Origin of the sequence: Marinobacter sp. SBS5 (genome assembly GCF_048285575.1) — a bacterium.
Lineage (GTDB): Bacteria > Pseudomonadota > Gammaproteobacteria > Pseudomonadales > Oleiphilaceae > Marinobacter.
The window spans coordinates 1,090,826-1,107,429 of the sequence record NZ_JBLWAZ010000001.1 but is presented as its reverse complement, the minus strand read 5'-3'; the positions used below and the strand labels follow the sequence as shown (position 1 = coordinate 1,107,429).

15 protein-coding genes, 1 tRNA gene and 2 riboswitches are annotated in these 16,604 nt (G+C 54.1%); of the genes, 2 read left to right on the top strand and 14 right to left on the bottom strand.

Annotated elements, in window-relative coordinates:
• Positions 1-151: 151 nt before the first annotated feature.
• The 5 genes from ACNQ6O_RS05280 to ACNQ6O_RS05260 all read right to left on the bottom strand — a co-directional run bounded on the left by ACNQ6O_RS05280 (position 152) and on the right by ACNQ6O_RS05260 (position 4,657).
• The gene (locus ACNQ6O_RS05280) at positions 152-760 is read right to left on the bottom strand and encodes a trimeric intracellular cation channel family protein (protein ID WP_418052276.1); all 609 of its coding nucleotides are present in this window, start codon (positions 758-760) and stop codon (positions 152-154) included.
• Positions 761-800: 40 nt separating this feature from the next.
• Positions 801-899, bottom strand: a riboswitch (glycine riboswitch).
• Positions 900-986, bottom strand: a riboswitch (glycine riboswitch). It abuts the riboswitch before it with no gap.
• A 106-nt stretch (positions 987-1,092) separates the two neighbouring features.
• Positions 1,093-1,917, bottom strand: a complete 825-nt coding sequence (locus ACNQ6O_RS05275; protein WP_418052182.1) for a lysophospholipid acyltransferase family protein — start codon at positions 1,915-1,917, stop codon at positions 1,093-1,095.
• Positions 1,914-2,672, bottom strand: coding sequence for a GNAT family N-acetyltransferase (locus ACNQ6O_RS05270; RefSeq protein ID WP_418052181.1), 759 nt, complete (start codon positions 2,670-2,672; stop codon positions 1,914-1,916). The genes ACNQ6O_RS05275 and ACNQ6O_RS05270 overlap by 4 nt, the downstream gene beginning before the upstream one ends.
• A gap of 120 nt (positions 2,673-2,792) precedes the next feature.
• Positions 2,793-3,551: an alpha/beta fold hydrolase gene (locus tag ACNQ6O_RS05265; protein ID WP_418052180.1), complete on the bottom strand. Its 759-nt coding sequence runs from the start codon at positions 3,549-3,551 to the stop codon at positions 2,793-2,795.
• Complete coding sequence (locus tag ACNQ6O_RS05260) at positions 3,551-4,657, bottom strand: M14 family zinc carboxypeptidase (RefSeq protein WP_418052179.1); 1,107 nt, start codon at positions 4,655-4,657, stop codon at positions 3,551-3,553. Before ACNQ6O_RS05260 ends, ACNQ6O_RS05265 begins: the two co-directional genes overlap by 1 nt.
• 297 nt (positions 4,658-4,954) lie before the next feature.
• Here ACNQ6O_RS05260 and ACNQ6O_RS05255 point away from each other — a divergent pair, with 297 nt between their 5' ends.
• The gene (locus ACNQ6O_RS05255; RefSeq protein ID WP_418052178.1) at positions 4,955-6,697 is read left to right on the top strand and encodes an alkaline phosphatase D family protein; all 1,743 of its coding nucleotides are present in this window, start codon (positions 4,955-4,957) and stop codon (positions 6,695-6,697) included.
• Positions 6,697-7,857, top strand: a complete 1,161-nt coding sequence (locus ACNQ6O_RS05250; protein ID WP_418052177.1) for a metallophosphoesterase — start codon at positions 6,697-6,699, stop codon at positions 7,855-7,857. Before ACNQ6O_RS05255 ends, ACNQ6O_RS05250 begins: the two co-directional genes overlap by 1 nt.
• Positions 7,858-7,966: 109 nt before the next feature.
• Here the strand turns inward: ACNQ6O_RS05250 and ACNQ6O_RS05245 are convergent.
• The 9 genes from ACNQ6O_RS05245 to rseP all read right to left on the bottom strand — a co-directional run bounded on the left by ACNQ6O_RS05245 (position 7,967) and on the right by rseP (position 16,557).
• Positions 7,967-8,043 (bottom strand) — tRNA-Met (locus ACNQ6O_RS05245).
• A 74-nt stretch (positions 8,044-8,117) separates the two neighbouring features.
• Positions 8,118-8,801: a ribonuclease HII gene (rnhB, locus tag ACNQ6O_RS05240; RefSeq protein ID WP_418052176.1), complete on the bottom strand. Its 684-nt coding sequence runs from the start codon at positions 8,799-8,801 to the stop codon at positions 8,118-8,120.
• On the bottom strand, positions 8,801-9,979 hold the full coding sequence (lpxB, locus tag ACNQ6O_RS05235) for a lipid-A-disaccharide synthase (RefSeq protein ID WP_418052175.1): 1,179 nt from the start codon (positions 9,977-9,979) through the stop codon (positions 8,801-8,803). The genes rnhB and lpxB overlap by 1 nt, the downstream gene beginning before the upstream one ends.
• Before the next feature lie 18 nt (positions 9,980-9,997).
• Positions 9,998-10,789, bottom strand: a complete 792-nt coding sequence (gene lpxA, locus ACNQ6O_RS05230) for an acyl-ACP--UDP-N-acetylglucosamine O-acyltransferase (protein WP_418052174.1) — start codon at positions 10,787-10,789, stop codon at positions 9,998-10,000.
• Positions 10,789-11,223, bottom strand: a complete 435-nt coding sequence (gene fabZ, locus ACNQ6O_RS05225) for a 3-hydroxyacyl-ACP dehydratase FabZ (protein ID WP_418052275.1) — start codon at positions 11,221-11,223, stop codon at positions 10,789-10,791. Before fabZ ends, lpxA begins: the two co-directional genes overlap by 1 nt.
• Before the next feature lie 14 nt (positions 11,224-11,237).
• Entirely contained in the window at positions 11,238-12,263 is a 1,026-nt protein-coding gene (gene lpxD, locus ACNQ6O_RS05220; protein WP_418052173.1) for a UDP-3-O-(3-hydroxymyristoyl)glucosamine N-acyltransferase, read from the bottom strand.
• A 39-nt stretch (positions 12,264-12,302) separates the two neighbouring features.
• Entirely contained in the window at positions 12,303-12,800 is a 498-nt protein-coding gene (locus ACNQ6O_RS05215) for an OmpH family outer membrane protein (protein ID WP_418052172.1), read from the bottom strand.
• A 43-nt stretch (positions 12,801-12,843) separates the two neighbouring features.
• Positions 12,844-15,162 (bottom strand): outer membrane protein assembly factor BamA, encoded by a 2,319-nt coding sequence (bamA, locus tag ACNQ6O_RS05210; protein ID WP_418052171.1) that lies wholly within the window; start codon positions 15,160-15,162, stop codon positions 12,844-12,846.
• A gap of 45 nt (positions 15,163-15,207) precedes the next feature.
• Complete coding sequence (rseP, locus tag ACNQ6O_RS05205) at positions 15,208-16,557, bottom strand: RIP metalloprotease RseP (protein WP_418052170.1); 1,350 nt, start codon at positions 16,555-16,557, stop codon at positions 15,208-15,210.
• Between the last annotated feature and the right edge of the window lie 47 nt (positions 16,558-16,604).

The window sequence follows — 16,604 nt, the reverse complement described above, 5'->3', positions numbered from 1 at the left end:
GTGATGATTTCGATTGGCCGCAAGCATGACGCGAGGATGTGTCAGCTTTGTGAGTCGAGCACGGCTAATGTGAACCTATGTCACGTTTTCGAAATGGCAGCAGAGACGATGGCAGGGCCTTCTAGGCCAATAATGTCGAGCGGGAGAGGATTTAAAGCTGTTCTTCCCAGCGGTCTTGGGAATAACTGAACACTGGCAGCGAAACATTCCAGCGAATGGCCACCATACGCAAGAAAAGGCCCAGACTGAAGGCTGCGAGCAGCGTAATGTTTTCACTCACGCCTTCGTGAATTAAAAATAGATAGAGCACAGCGACAATCAAGGAAACACTAGCATAGAGTTCATGACGCAGTACCTGAGGGGTACGATTGCACATAATGTCTCGAATAATACCGCCAAAGATGCCTGTGGTAATTCCAGCCATCACAACTACGACGGTGTCATATCCCAAACTCAGTGCGACATTGCAACCGATCACAGTAAAGGCCACCAGGCCAACAGCATCAAGGACGAGAAAAAGCTGGTTGAGATGCCGCATGAAACGCGCGAGCACAACCGTCACCAAACCACCGGCAATGGTCATGTAGATATAGCGGGGATGCTGGGTCCAAGTCACCGGAAAGTTACCCAGAAGAATGTCTCGGACTGTCCCACCGCCCAAGGCAGTAAAAAAAGCAATCACGGCAACGCCGAACAAGTCCATATTTCTTCGGCCCGCGGCAAGGGCTCCAGACATGGCTTCAGCGGTAATAGCAATCATATAGATAGAGGTCAACACACAGGGCTCCTGCGTTTCTGTCGCCTCTCCCCCTGTCCCTGATACCTGAGAGTTTACAGAACATGATTCTGCTTGCCCCTTCGGTGGACTGCCTTGGCAGCCTCTCTCCAGACGGCTTTGAATGATGGCCGCAGTACATGTGCCTGAGCGTTTATGGGAGGTTGCGCCTTCGGCGGGGCTAAGGAGCCCACTCTCCTGCGGAGCGCGGCATTATAAATAGACACCGGTAAGGCGTCGAGCAATTCAGAAAGCAATCCACTATTAGACTAAAAACTTTTAAGATGATCACAGAAGGACGATGGCCAAACACGCTATCAGTATTCGGTTGGCCTGCATGCTTTGTGACATAGCAACCCCATACGCCCATTTTTTTCACGCAATGTCACTAGCCCTTGGCTGACTTGCTTGTGAAGCATTTGGGCTAAATCGGCGGGATTATCACTGGCGGAAACTGCCACAGGTGGGTGGAACATAACATCCACTCGCACCGCAGGCTTTTTTAACAGGCGGCATAGGTGTGCGACAAAATCATCGTCACCCGTAAATGGTACTAACCAGTCAGGTTGCCCATCTCGGTGGTAAGCAAGCGTTATCGCCTGCACCGAGCACTTAGCCTCGATTGCCGCCCCGAGCATGTGCGGGTGAAACCGTTTCACGCTTTCACCGGTGGTTGTCGTTCCTTCGGGAAACACCATGACTGAACCCCCGCCTTGCAAAGACGAGACCAGTTTTTGTCGCACCTTAGCGGAATCACCTGCCCCCCTCTGCACAAAAATCGTACCGATTTCGCGCGCAATCCAACCAATCAGGGGCCAGGAGGCCACCTCGCGCTTGGCTAAAAATCGTAATGGAAGGCCCGCAGCCAGAATGGGAATGTCGGTCCAGGAAACATGATTGCACACACGCAATGCCGAGCCTTCCATTGCCAAACCGTGGGTCTGGATGCGCATGTCCAGCAATCGGCATAAACCAGCAGAGTACCAATTCACCGGAATGGTTCGGTCGATTCGTTGCCTGCTACAAAATTCAAAGGCTCGGACCAATACAAGGGTTGCCATACTGATCAACAAAAACCCTAAAAAAGCACTCAGGCGCGTGAAGAAGCGGAGACTCTCGACAAGGCTCTCTATTTTGCTCAAGCGATCTTGGCCTCTAGGTTGTAGCGCCGCGCATAACGGGCGGCCAAGTTGTCCACGTTCAACAGCACCAGCAGATCTGCACAACGAAAAGCAGGGTCCCAGCAGGGATCACCACACACCTCGGCACCCAAGCGCATATAGCTGCGGATCAGCGGCGGAATCACAACTTTGTCTGTTTGTTTACACTGGCTGGCAAGGTGAGGCAACGTGCGCTTCGGCGTGACTCGGAACTCCTCTGCTGCAAGGTACTCCTGTTGAACCTGCTGGGTGACCCGCCAGGCCTTGTAACCACCGTCAAGCATACTGATACTGGCGCAGCCCAGCAGATAGTCGATGCCGTTCTGAACCAGATACTGTGCCACTTCGGACCACAGCATGCTTAGCGCCGCTCCCGAGCGAAAATCACTGCGAATACAGGTTCGGCCAAGCTCCGCAAACACGCCGGAGTTCCGTTTCAGGCGATCGAGATCGAATTCCTCTTCCGAATAAAAACCACCAATTTTCGCAGCTACCTCACCGTGCAGAAGCCGCGTGGTTGCCACCACCTCGCCGCTCTGATTCATTACCACGAAGTGTTCGCACCAAGGGTCAAAGCGATCTTGGTCAATACCGGCATCCGTCTCCATGTCAGCGCCATATTCGCTGGTGAATACCTCATACCTTAGCTGTTGGGCCGCAATAATTTGGGCCGGCTCTGTTGCTACACCGGAGGTAAGCTTTCGGCCGCTGCTGGATGCTCTGGACTGACTCTGCATTCTCTAACCCCTTCCAATGGCTGATTCGCTGCCCGCTGACCTACAGCAGACCGATTTAAACCGAGATTAAAGACGGAGCTTTACAACCAGATGAAGGATTTACGATGAAGCGATGACAGTTCAGTCAGTGCGAGCCTGAACGCATTCATCAACTGGAAAGTAAGTATTCAATTGCTCGATCAGCCACGGGGAATCGTCCAGCGGCAAATCATGACCAGCGTTAGGGTGCACCTCAAAGGGACACCCAAGCGACTCAGCCAGATCCCGGCTGCAACGCCAGTCTGTCAGGCGATCGCGATAACTGGCCAACACAAGGGTTGGCATTTTGGGAGCCTTAAGTGGTGGTTTATAGCGGGAGGCCGCATAGAGCTGGCGAATCGCATCACTGCGCCGCACCGGGCGCTCACGTTGAATTGCCTGCCATTGCTGAGCGACCTCACAGCTAATGGGGAGGTTGCTCGTAAGAGCCAGAATGGCGCGTTCCCGCACATCACTGTCGGCTTGGGCCAGCATGCGCATGACATTTGCCCATTGAGCGGGGCGCATTCGCCGCCATGGAGCGCTAAGTCTGGAACTGGAGGAAATCAGCACCAGACTCGCACAATCTCCAGGCCGATTGAGTGCCCAGTCGAGCGCCACCATGCCTCCGAGAGACAGCCCGATCAGCCCTAGCGGGCGTGGCAGCCAGCGAGTCACCCGGTCAGCAAATTGGCGAGCCTCCATAATGGAGGTGGGCGAGCGCAAGTCCCGAGCTAGCCCTGTGCCAGGCAGATCGACTGTATGGAATCTATCTTCGGGGCGTGCCCGTCGAAGCTGGTCTGGCCAGTCGCCCCAGTGAGCACTTTCCCTTGCCAGTCCACGAATCAACAACCAATCCATTACAGGTTCTCGCCCTTACTGTACCAGTGCGTTCTGGCAGCTGCCCTCAGCCACTCGCCTTCAGACGGGGTGGGCAGCCAGCTGCCGTAATTAGCGCTTGCATTGAGCAGGAAATCAAACAAAAGCATATGGCTGCGAAGAACCCGGTGATGACGATGTATCACCAGAGGATTGAACAGCCCTTCCCGGCTGAACAACTGGCGGGGACGCTTGCGCAACCAGCGCCACGAGCCCATTTCAAGAGTCAGCGGAAGCCAAGGGGCGCTGGCCTCACGATTATGGCGTTTATAAAAGTAGTCCCACAGATCACCATGGGTAACGTAATGCGCCGATTGCGGCTCAAACTGATAGTCGTGATGGGGGTAGGCTTGCTCCCAAAGCAGCTTCAGCGCCATAACGGACGAGATGTTACGCATTGGGCGGCGCCGGTAGGCGTAGGGAAACCATATCTGATCACGCCAGCCGAAGCCTGAGTGGCAGTCGAGCGACACGCTGAATGGCCGGCCGGGCAACACCTCTTCGATAATACTCTGCAAGGCCAGGTTCTCAGGCTCCATCCCTTGTTCGAGCTTGCCTCTGTACCATGGAAGTAATGGTGATATACGCTGCCCGCCCACTAGAAAGGTACTCGGGCTCTGGGCCGAAATGGGCGCATTGCGCATAAGATCCACACCGGCAGGATTGCTGCGCCGGCTCAGGTACATACCGCCGGGATTGAGCATGGGCACAACCACCAACCGCACCTGCTGTAAAAGTTCAGCCAGATGCTCATCCCAGCGCAGCCTGTTGGCCAGGTTTTGCAGCCATGCCGTAACCACTTGGGTGCCGATGCGCTCCAGCCCGTGCACGCCGCCTAGTAGAAGCAGCGCAGGACGGTCCGCTGGCGCATCGCCAACATCGACACGGTAAATTGGCAACTCAAGCGAGCCCACCGGAATACTCGCGCTCACCTGCACGGAAAATTGCCTTGGCGATTCAGCTAGGGTGCGCTCCAACTCAATCAGCTCAGGTAAGCGTCGGCGCAACTGACGCCGCTGCTTTCCATCACGCAGTCCCTGTTGTTCTGGCACCACCTTGATGTGAGTGAGGTCACTAAGTTCAGTCATGATTCCATCTCATATCATTCGGTGCGTGCCTGCAGTCGGCGAAACGCGGAGTAATAGCGGACAACATAGACTTACCTCTGGCAATTTCGTCAAACATAACGAAACCAAATGAAGTCCACGTGTCAGCATTCCTACAGATACGTGACAAACCTAGCCTTGAACAGCTTGATCTTTCCTCCAGGCCTTACGATTGCAAACCCAGCTCAGTAATGGGTTCTGTATAAAAACCGTAACCGTGCTTTAACAATCTGACTATAGAGTGCTCCGCTGCATTGATTCTAAGGGGGGGTACACTCCATGAAACGAAGAGACTTTATCACTCAGGCAAGCGCAGCAGGGCTCTCGCTCGGGTTGCTGTCTGCGTGTGGTGGCGGATCAAGTGGATCCAGCCCGGACACCAACGCATCGAATAACACCAGCCAGCCGCCAGGCAATACTCTGGACAACATTCGAGATCACATGCCTGACTACAACGGCCCAACCCCGTTTATTCATGGCGTTGCCAGTGGTGACCCTCTGGCCTATCAGGTCATTCTCTGGACTCGCATTACAGCAGAAGGCCTGGATGAGATCCCTGTTATTGTGGAAGTCTCGGAAACGCCCGACTTCAGCGCACTGGTTTATGAAGGAATCGGCTACGCCCGATCCAGCTCTGATTACACGGTTAAAATTGACGCCCACCTTCCACGGGCAGGAACGACCTATTACTACCGTTTCGAGTCGCTAGGGCACCTGTCGACGGTGGGCCGCACTCGAACCACGCCGGCGCCCAGTGAGCAGATGGATCACCTGCGACTGGCTGTCGTTTCCTGCTCCAACTACCCTTACGGCTACTTTAATGCCTACCGAAGAGTCGCCTATCGCCCAGACCTTGACGCGGTCATCCACTTGGGCGACTACATCTACGAGTACGCCCAAGGCGAGTACGCCGATGAGAACCTGACAAAAGAACGGCCGATCGATCCGCCCCACGAGATTGTCTCTCTTGAAGACTATCGCCGACGCTACGCGTGTTACCGCACCGACAGAGACCTACAGGAATGCCATCGGCAACACCCGTTTATCTGCGTCTGGGATGACCACGAGATCACCAACGACTCATGGCAAGGCGGCGCCGAGAACCATAACCCCGAAAACGGTGAAGGCGATTATCTGGAACGCAAAAGAGCAGCGGTCAAAGCCTACTTCGAATGGATGCCCATTCGTCGCGTGGACCCCGACAACGAGATCCGCATCTATCGTCACTTCGAGTTCGGGCAACTGCTCTCGCTGATGATGCTCGACACCCGTTTAATCGGACGCAGTGAGCAGGTCTCCTTACCGTCACAAACCCGGGATCCATCCAGACAACTTCTTGGCCATGAACAGGAAAAGTGGCTATTTAACCAACTTCAAAGCTCCCACAGCCGTGGAGCTAGATGGCACGTAATCGGTCAACAAGTCATGCTTTCTCCTCTCACGCTGGGAACACTGCCAGACAATCCCAACTGGCATATTGGCGGCGGTGCCCAGCTGAACTACGACCAGTGGGATGGGTATGAAGTCAGCCGGAGAAACCTGCTCGGACGCATGGAAGCCATGGGGCTTAACAACGCCGTTGTGCTTACCGGAGACATCCACAGTTCCTGGGCCATGGATGTCGCCATGGACCCCGGCAACCCACTGTCTTACAACCGATTTACTGGCGAGGGCTCGCTGGCAGTCGAGTTTGTCACACCCGCAGTCACCTCACCGGCAGCACCCACCAAAGGCCTGTCAGACCTTGCGGCTGCTGCCCTGATCCCCCTGAACCGACATCTTAAGTGGGTCGACCTTTACCACCGCGGCTATATGGTTCTGGACGTAACCCCTGAGCGCTGCAAAGCCGACTGGTTCCATCTCGAAACGGTGTCCGAGCCCAGCAACCAGGAGCACTTCGCCCGCTCCTACCTGACGAAAGACGGCGGCAATCACGTGGAGCACGCAAATGCTCCTAGCGCACCTAAGCTGCACGCCCCGGCCCTCGCACCGACTGCCTCTCAGACCAAGGAGATTCTCTGATGAGCGTTGATCGCAGAAAGTTTTTGAAAAATTTGCTAGCTGGGGCTGCAACGGTCCCAACACTGACCGCCTGTGGTGCCGGTGGCAGTAGCAGTGATAGCAACAACACGAATGGAGGAGGTTATACCTCCCCCGATTTACCGGAAGGCCAAGAAGATGGGCCAACCGAGAAACTTCAGTTTATGGTTGTAGGTGACACAGGGACAGGCACACAAGGGCAGTACTACGTGGCGGCAGCCATGGAAAAGGTTGCCAAGGCTCAAGGCGCCCAATTTGTTCTCGGCGCCGGCGACAATATCTACGAGGAAGGAGCAACATCGGTTGATGACCCTCGATTCCTAGATAGCTTTGAATACCCCTACCAGAACCTAGATCTGCCGTTCTACATGTGCCTCGGAAACCACGACTGCGCCAGTACAATTATGGGTGGTGGGAGCAACAACAAGCGCGGTGATTATCAAGTTGACTACCACTACAGCACCAATCGGTACTCCAATAAATGGAAAATGCCGGCTCGCTTCTACAATGAGATGTTTGGCAAACAAACCGACGGAGCACCGTTCCTGGAACTGTTTGTAGTGGATTCCAACCCCTTGACGAGTTTTTACCTCGACAGGGATGAAAACTTCAATTGGCAGAACTATGGCTACCCACAACAGATGTGGATGAAAGAGACAGTAGAAGCCTCACAAGCTCACTGGAAGATCGCCATGTCTCACGTTCCCTACAAATCCAACGGCAAACACGGCAACGCCGGAAATCTCGACGAGGGCACGAGGATTCTGTTCAACAACCCGGATGCAGATGGGCTGAGATATAAGGCGTTTCTGGAAGATGCCTTCGCCCATAAGGTCGACATGCTGTTCACCGGCCACGATCATTCAATGCAGTGGATCAAGCCGGTTCCGGAATTCGGGCCTGCACACATCATCGTTTCAGGAGCCGGCGGTAAAACCGACACCCTGAAAGAACCTGAGAGGAACCCTACGTTCTACCAGAGGGAAGAAATGTTGGGGTTTGTCTGGGTCGAACTGACCAAATCGACCATGAAGGTTGAATTCTACGTCGTTGACCCGGATACCGGGGATTACCGCGTCGGATTCGCTCGGGAAACCACAAAACCGGTAACCAGCGAGGCTCTGGAGCCGGAGCTGGCCTGACGACCTTTGTGCCCGCTGAGAAACTCTGGGTTGCGGGCACAGAGGAATTTCGACACTCAGAAAGCAAAAAAGGCAGACCAGTAAGTTACTGATCTGCCTTTCTCTTATATGGTAGCGGGGGCTGGATTCGAACCAACGACCTTCGGGTTATGAGCCCGACGAGCTACCAGACTGCTCCACCCCGCATCAAACTGTTCGTCTTATTTCGGGGCTAACCCCGATCAACGTGGCGCAAATATTACAGACAACTATCTGATGCGTCAACCAATATCTTCAAACAAATCGGTTGGATAATTCAGAACATCATCTGCACTGCCCTGCTGTTGGTACAAGCCTACCGTTTCGATCGCCACCTGAACTGGTTTGAATGACCGCCGGTGCTCCGGGGTTGCGCCTAATCGCATCAAGGCTTCCTGATGAACCGGTGTTGGGTAACCTTTGTGTTTGGCGAAACCGAAGCCAGGGTACTTTTCCTCCAGCGCGTCCATTTCCCGATCACGGGTAACTTTCGCAATAATCGACGCCGCACTGATCGCCTCAACCCGGCCATCCCCTTTAACGACAGGCTCCGATGGCCAGCTCCACTTGGGGCAACGATTACCATCCACCAAAACGTATTCCGGAGCGATAGCCAAGCCATCTACGGCACGCTGCATGGCAAGCATGGTTGCCTGATAGATGTTGAGCCGATCAATCTCTTCCGGCTCGCAGCGGCCGAGACTCCAGGATGCCGCCTTTTCGATAATTTCGTCGTACAGCTTGGCGCGCTTCTTCTCGGTCAGCTTTTTAGAATCCGCCAAACCCTCGATTGGACGCTCCGGGTCGAGAATGACGGCAGCGGTAACCACGGCGCCCACCAACGGGCCCCGCCCTACTTCATCAACACCCGCCAAAAGCGTTCCTTGATAGGCACACTCAAACGGTGGCAAGTCTTTGCCAGCCATTAACGCTTACTCTCGATTAATTTGGACACGGCTGCCGCCGCCCGCTCATCGGCATTTTGCTTGAGCGCAATGTGCAACTCAGTAAAGGCTTCTTTCAGACCGGCACGCCCCTCTTCGTCCTCAAGACGTTCCAGTACCGCGGCACCCAGCGCTTCAGGTGTTGCATCGTCCTGCAACAGCTCAGGCACAAGCTCTTTCTTAGCAAGCAGGTTCGGCAAAGCCACCCAAGGCACTTTCACTAAACGCGAAAGTAATGCAAAACTGAAGTTGCTGAGCCGGTAACCCACCACCATTGGCTTTTTCAGCAGCATGGCTTCCAATGTGGCCGTTCCTGATGCGAGCATCACTACGTCACTGGCTGCCATAACTTCACGAGAGCGACCACGTACCAAAGTGACTGGCAGCTTAACCTCAAGCGATGCCACCAATTCCTGGATCTGCCTCTCTCGGTCTCGATTTGCACACGGAACAACCAACTGCATATCGGGCCTACGACTTTGCAGCCACCGAGAAGCTTCCAGAAACAGAGTTCCCAGGCGCTCAACCTCACCACCACGACTCCCGGGCAGCACCGCCAAAACCGGCTTATCCACATCGAGGCCAAGCGCTTCTCGGGCCGCCAAGGTATCGGGCTCCATAGGTACCCGATCAGCAAGCGGGTGGCCCACGAAGGCCACAGGTACGTTGTGCTCTTCATAAAAACGCGCTTCGAAGGGAAGCAACGTGAGCATCAGGTCCACCGATTTGGCGATTTTGAAAATGCGTTTTTGGCGCCAGGCCCACACAGAGGGGCTGACATAATGCACGGAAGGAATGCCTGCCTCGCGACAACGGCGCTCAATCGTGAGCGTGAAGTCCGGCGAGTCGATGCCTATGACAACATCTGGGGGAGTCGCAAAGAAGTAGTCCATAAGCCGCGCACGGATGCTGAACAGCTCCCGAATACGGCCCAGAACTTCCACCAAGCCCATAACGGAAAGCCTTTCCATCGGCACCAGAGAGTGGAAGCCTTCGTCTATCATCTCATCGCCACCAATACCGACAAAGCGGGCATTGGGGTAGCGTAGGCGGAGCGAACGAATGAGCCCGGCACCGAGAATGTCTCCCGATGCCTCGCCTGCGATGATAGCAATGGTTACTTTGCGAAAGCTGACTGGATCAACCTGAACGTCTGCCACCGACAGTCTCCTGTCGACTTAGCGAATGATGCCGCGATCCGATCCACGGAGCGAGGCAATCAGAGGCTTCATCACAGGATTGTCAGCATAACTTTGCTCAAGTTCCACCAACGCTTGCTCGCTGGTTAAACCCTGACGGTATATAACCTTGTAGGCGCGACGCAGCGCCAGCAAATCTTCTTTGCTAAAGCCGCGGCGCTTCAAGCCTTCAACGTTCATGCCATGCGGCTGAGCTGATTGGCCACTCGCCATCACATACGCTGGAATATCTTTCAAAACAATACTGCCACCAGCCGCCATACTGTGAGGGCCGATATGACAGAACTGATGCACCATAGTGCCGCCGCCGAGAATCGCGAAGTCACCTACCGTGACATGACCCGCCAAGGTGGCGCAATTCGCCAGAATGGTGCCATTACCGACTACGCAGTCGTGCGCAACGTGCACATACGCCATCAACAGATTGTCGCTACCAATGCGGGTTTCACCACGATCTTGGGTAGTGCCACGATGGATGGTGCAGTTCTCGCGAATGGTATTGTTGTCGCCGATAACGAGAGTCGTGGGCTCACCCGCGTACTTTTTGTCCTGGCATTCTTCACCAATACTGGAGAACTGGAAGATCCGGTTGTTTTTACCAATAACCGTAGGACCTTTTACAACAACGTGGGAAAGAATCTCGGTGTTATCACCGATTTCCACATCCGGGCCAATATAACTCCAAGGACCTACCGTTACGTTGGCCCCCAGCTTGGCTGATGGGTCCACAATCGCTTGAGGATGGACACCCGACCAGTCATTTGTCGCCATCAAACTTCTCTCTCAGCGGTTAAAATTTCTGCCACGCACACAACATCGCCATCGACCAAGGCGCGACACTTAAATTTCCATAGGCCTCGCTTGGCAGAAACAAGCTCGGACTCTAGTTCCAAGCGGTCTCCGGGACGCACAGGGCGCTTAAAGCGGGCTTTATCGGAACCAGCCAAATATTGTATCACGCCGTCGGAAGGTTTCCGCCCCACCGTCACAAACCCAAGAATGCCGGAAAGCTGGGCCATTGCCTCGATGATCAACACACCGGGCATGATCGGGTTATCCGGGAAATGTCCGGTGAAGAACGGCTCGTTGAATGATACGTTCTTATAACCTTTGATCGAGACACCTTTTTCGACTTCGGTTACCCGGTCGACCAACATAAACGGGTATCTATGTGGCAAATATTCCAGGATTTCTTCGATGTTCATCGTCATGACCGGCCTCAGCCCTTAAATTTCTTTTCGAGTTCTTTAATTCGTCGCGCCAAGCCGTCTAACTGCCTGAAGCGCACTGCATTTTTTCGCCACTGCCGGTTTTTGTCCGCTGGCAAGCCCGACGAGTACACACCCGGTTCCGAGATATCATTGGTGACCATGCTCATCCCTGTCAGGTGAACCTGATCCGTAATTTCGAGGTGCCCAGCTACTGCTGAAGCGCCACCAAAGACACAATACTTACCAATGTTCGTGCTACCGGCGAGAGCAACCATCGCTGCCATGGCACTGTGATCCCCGATTCGGACGTTGTGTCCTACCTGAATCAGGTTATCAAGTTTGACACCGTTACCAATTACCGTGGGATCCAACGCCCCCCGGTCAACCGTCGTATTGGCGCCCACTTCCACATCGTCACCCAGAATGACACCACCCAACTGGGCAATTCGATGCCACTCACCCTTCTCGTTTGCAAACCCGAAGCCAGCACCACCGATGACAGCGCCACTCAGAATACTGCAGCGCTGCCCAACAACAACGTCATGGGCCAGAGTGACACGCGGGCTAAGTACCGTGTTGTCGCCAATGCGAGACCGGGCTCCTACAACGGAACCTGCGCCCACAATCACCTGCTCACCAATAACAACCTCTGCCTCAATAACTGCGTGAGGACCAATACTGGCCGTTGAAGATACTGTAGCGCTCGGGTCTACAACTGCGGAGGGATGAATCCCGGCTTCGGCAACCGGCGTGCGGTCAAACCAATGACTCAAGCGAGCATAGCCCATGTACGGATTGTCCAATATCAGGACATTAGTCTGAGCTTGATCGGCCATTGCCTGGGAGACGATGACCGCTCCGGCGTTGGTATCCTTTAGATACTTGCTATAAGAAGGGTTGGCGAGGAAGCTGATCTGGCCGGGACCCGCCGCCTGCAAGGTTGCCATACCAGACACCCGGGCCTCTGGATCTCCCCGGAGGCTGGCCCCCAACGCATCAGCAATTTCCTGAAGACGATAGGATGTTTCTGCCATTTTGATCTCCAAATACCTGGACCGGGGAGGCCCTGTTTTTTAGCGGTTCAGTTTTTCGAGCAACTGTGGGGTCAGATTCATTTCCGGTTTCACGTAGACAACCGCTTCGCTCGGCAAAATCAAATCCAAGTCGTGCTCATCCAAAAGCTCTTTTACCGCGGCATCAACTTCAGGGCGGGCGTTTTCAAGGAACTGCTGCTTGCGCTGCGCCACGGTGGAATCCAAACGTTGCTTCAGGAAATTAAACTCCTGAACCTTTTCCTGAAATTCTGTGGCCAGCTGCGTGCGCTCACTTTCGTTCATCATCGCCCCGTCTTTTTCAAGGCGATCTTTCAATTTACGAGCCGCTTCCTGAGTTTCACGCACTTTCTTTTCATCGGCTGCAAAGTCTTTCTGCAGCTTTTCACTGAACGCCTGCGCATCGTTGGACGAAAACAATGCCTGACGCAGATCAACCACGCCCACACGGGTTTCTGCCGCAGCGTGAAAAGAGAAGGTCAGTAATAGCGCACCTAGCACCGCTGAAATACGTTTCATCAAAACTCTCCTTTGCTTCATATCTTCGTTTTTATATTACGCGTCAGAACGTTTGTCCCAGCGAGAACTGGAATACCTGAGTATCGTCGCCACTCTTATCATTCAGCGGCTTAGCCAGACTGAACGCAAGCGGACCAACGGCTGTTATCCATTGGAAACTCACACCTGCCGAGGTACGCACTTCTGTCAGTTCAGGATCAAAGCCTCGATCGGTATCAAAAACCTGACCCGCATCCAGGAAAAATGACGTACGCATGCTCCGCGAATCACCCGCAAACGGTGTCGGGAAGATCAACTCAAGCCCTGCCTCGGTCAGCAGGTTACCGCCAAACGGATCCGGGTCAGAGAAATCTCCTGGCTGGTTGGTCGCTCGGTTACCCAAGGAGTTGGCACGATAGCCCCTCACCGAGCCATAGCCACCCGAGTAGAAATGCTCGAAGAACGGCATTTGTGAACGATCGCCGTAACCATCACCGAAACCAACTTCAGTTCGGGCCCGCACGATCCAGCGATGGCTATCTACCAGCGGGAAGTAAAAGTCCGTCCGGTGGCTCGCCTTGTAGAAAGTCAGATCACTGACCGGAACGGCCACATCCAGCGATAAGGAATGACTGTAACCCTTGGATGGAAGCACACCACGGTTCAGAGTACTCCGGCGCCAGCTTCCAAACAGGAAGTAGTTGGTGAAGGAATCCCCTTCATCTTCAATGAACGTTCTGACTTCTTCCGCTGAGAAAACACCTTTCTTGATGTCAGAACGAGTAACACCCACACCAAAGTTCAGGCGCGTAATGGAATCCGTCGGGTAACCGAAGGTCATCCGGGCACCGTATTCATCCAGCAAGTAGGATGAAATATCCTCTTCCTGATAATCCGTTTCGCGTGCGAACAGGCTGAAGCCGCGGCTGACTCCATCAACGGTGTAATACGGATCCATGTAGGAGACGTTGGCACTCTTGACGGAATCGCTGAAGTTCACACCGAACGATACCCGTTTACCACTACCAAAGAAGTTGTTCTCAGAGACCGAAGCCCCGAGGATCACACCGGAGTTCTGCGAGAAGCCCACCGAAGCCGACAAGCTTCCGGTTGGCTGTTCTTGAACGCTGTAATTAACATCAACCAAGTCGTCCGAACCCGGAACCGGCACGGTTTCAACATCGACGGTTTTGAAGAAGCCCATGCGCTCAAGACGAGTTTTCGAGAATTCAATACGATCAGAAGAGGCGACACCGCCTTCCATCTGGGTCATTTCCTGACGCAGCACTTCGTCTTTGGTGGATACGTTGCCGTTGAAATTGACACGACGCACGTACGCACGCTTGCCGGGTTCGATATAGAAGGTGACCTTTGCAGTGTGATCGTCGTTAGGCTCGGGCACCGCATTCACGCTGGCAAAGGCATAACCTTCTCGACCAAGGCGGAACGACAGCGCCTCGGAAATAGCGGTCATCTGCGCCCGAGAGAACACATCGCCCTCTTTAACCGGAATAAACTTACGCAGTTCTTCCTCTTCGAGGATCAGGTTGCCGCGTAACTGAATGTCGGAGATGGTGTACTGAGGACCTTCGTTAAGGGCCATCGCAATGAACACTTGCTGCTTATCAGGAGAGATGGATACCTGACTGGATTCGACATTGAAATCCAGATAACCGCGGTCCAAGTAGAACGAACGCAGGGTTTCCAAGTCGCCACTGAGTTTTTCGCGAGCGTACTTGTCGCTGTTGGTAAGCGAATTCCACCAACTGCTGCTCCGAAGCTCAAAGAGATCCGTCAGCGTTTCATCATCAAATTCCCGGTTACCGACGATGTTAATGTGCTGAATAGCCGCAACCGAGCCTTCATTAATATCCAGGCGAATGGCAACACGATTTCGTGGCAGCTCTTCAGCCGATGCCTTCACCCGGGCGTTGTAGCGGCCCTGGGCGATATAAGAGCGTAGAATCTCAAGTTCCAAACGCTCAAGCGTCGCCCGGCGAAAAACCTGCCCTTCATCAAGGCCTGCACCCGCTAGGGCATCTTTCAGCATATCGGTTTCAATGTTTTTGTTACCTTCAATTTCGATGGACGAAATTGAAGGTCGCTCACGGACCGACAGGATCAATACGCCCGCTTCCCGACTGACCTCAATATCGGTAAACAAGCCTGTCCGAAACAGATCTTTGATGGCCGCTGCCAGGCGAGCTTCATCAATTTGCTCACCCATGTTGATCGGAAATGCGGAAAACACCGAGCCCGCAGATACCCGCTGCAGGCCTTCGACCTCAATGTCCGCAACCGTGAATTCGTCCGCCAACGCTGGCTTCATACCGGTTGCGGTAATCGCGAGGCCAACAGCTACAGCTAGAAGAGAACGTCTCATTCAGTTATATCGCCTGGTTAATGTGCGGTAAGGAGCCCGCAATTCTCACAACCGCATCAGGTCGTTGTAAAGAGCAAACACCATTAAAGTCAGGATCAAAGCCATACCAATTCGTAACCCTAGCTCCTGAGTCCTTTCCGATAAGGGTTTCCGGCGAATGGCCTCGATGGTGTAATAAACAATGTGACCACCATCCAGCACCGGTACTGGCAGTAAATTCAAAACGCCAAGACTTACACTTAAATAAGCCAGAAATCGAACAAAATCCTCAAAGCCCGAACTGACGCTGGCTTCTGCAACCCGAGCAATGGTAATCGGGCCGCTAAGATTAGTCGGTGACAGAAGTCCCGTCACCATCTTCTTGATAGCCACTAAAGTCAGCCGCGTGTCGGCCCAGGTTTCATGTACCGCGTTTGGTATTGCAGCCAAAGGCCCAAACCGCACTTCGCGGAGCACCTCATCAGGCCATGAAATCGCCTCAACGCCCGCGCCCACAAAGCCGATCACCTGCCCGTCGTCCAAGGTACGCGCTCCGGGTGTTACCGACACAGACAAGCGCGCACCGTCCCGCTCAATCGTGAGCGTTAACAGCTGCTCTGGGGCATTGCGAATGTGCTCAACCAAGGCAAACCAGTTGGCTACTGGCTCATCGTCAACTGCTAAAATTCGATCACCGGCCTGAAGCCCAGCAGCTTTAGCGCGGCCATCTTCAACGATCTGCCCCAGCACTGCAGGTACTTCGGGGCGCCAAGGAGTAATACCAAATTCAGCCAACGGGTTCGGCGCATCGTCACTCAGGGCCCACCCGTTCAACGGTCCTGACACAACACCCCGTGAACCGTTGTCGGTGATTTCCAAAGAAACCAGTCCTTGCTCACCGGCGCGTTCCAACAACCGCATGTTCACGTCACGCCAAGAGTTTACCCGGTGACCGTCCACCGAGTGAATTTCCATACCTTCCTGCAAACCCGCCCGCTCAGCGGCACTGTCCGTCGCCACCTCGCCCACAATGGGCGCTACGGTGGTGACACCCACCACGCTGATCAGCCAATAAGCAAAAATGGCAAATATAAAATTCGCTAGTGGGCCAGCGGCTGCGATAGCAATGCGCTGAGAAGGTGGCTTGGATGTAAAAGCCTGATCCCGAAGTTCTTCGGGAACGGGACCTTCCCGCTCATCCAACATTTTAACGTAGCCACCCAAGGGGATGGCCGCGATGGCATATTCGGTGCCTTGGCGGTCATGCCACGAAAACAGCGGTTTGCCGAAACCGACCGAGAATCGAAGAACTTTAACCCCGAACCGCCGGGCCACCCAGAAATGCCCGTACTCGTGCAGGGTAACCAGGATTCCCAGAGTCAGCGCTAACGCCAATACGCTTTGAATAATCTGCATAGGTTTTCCGGTGTTGGTCTGGGGCTACAGCTTAACGAAATGTCACT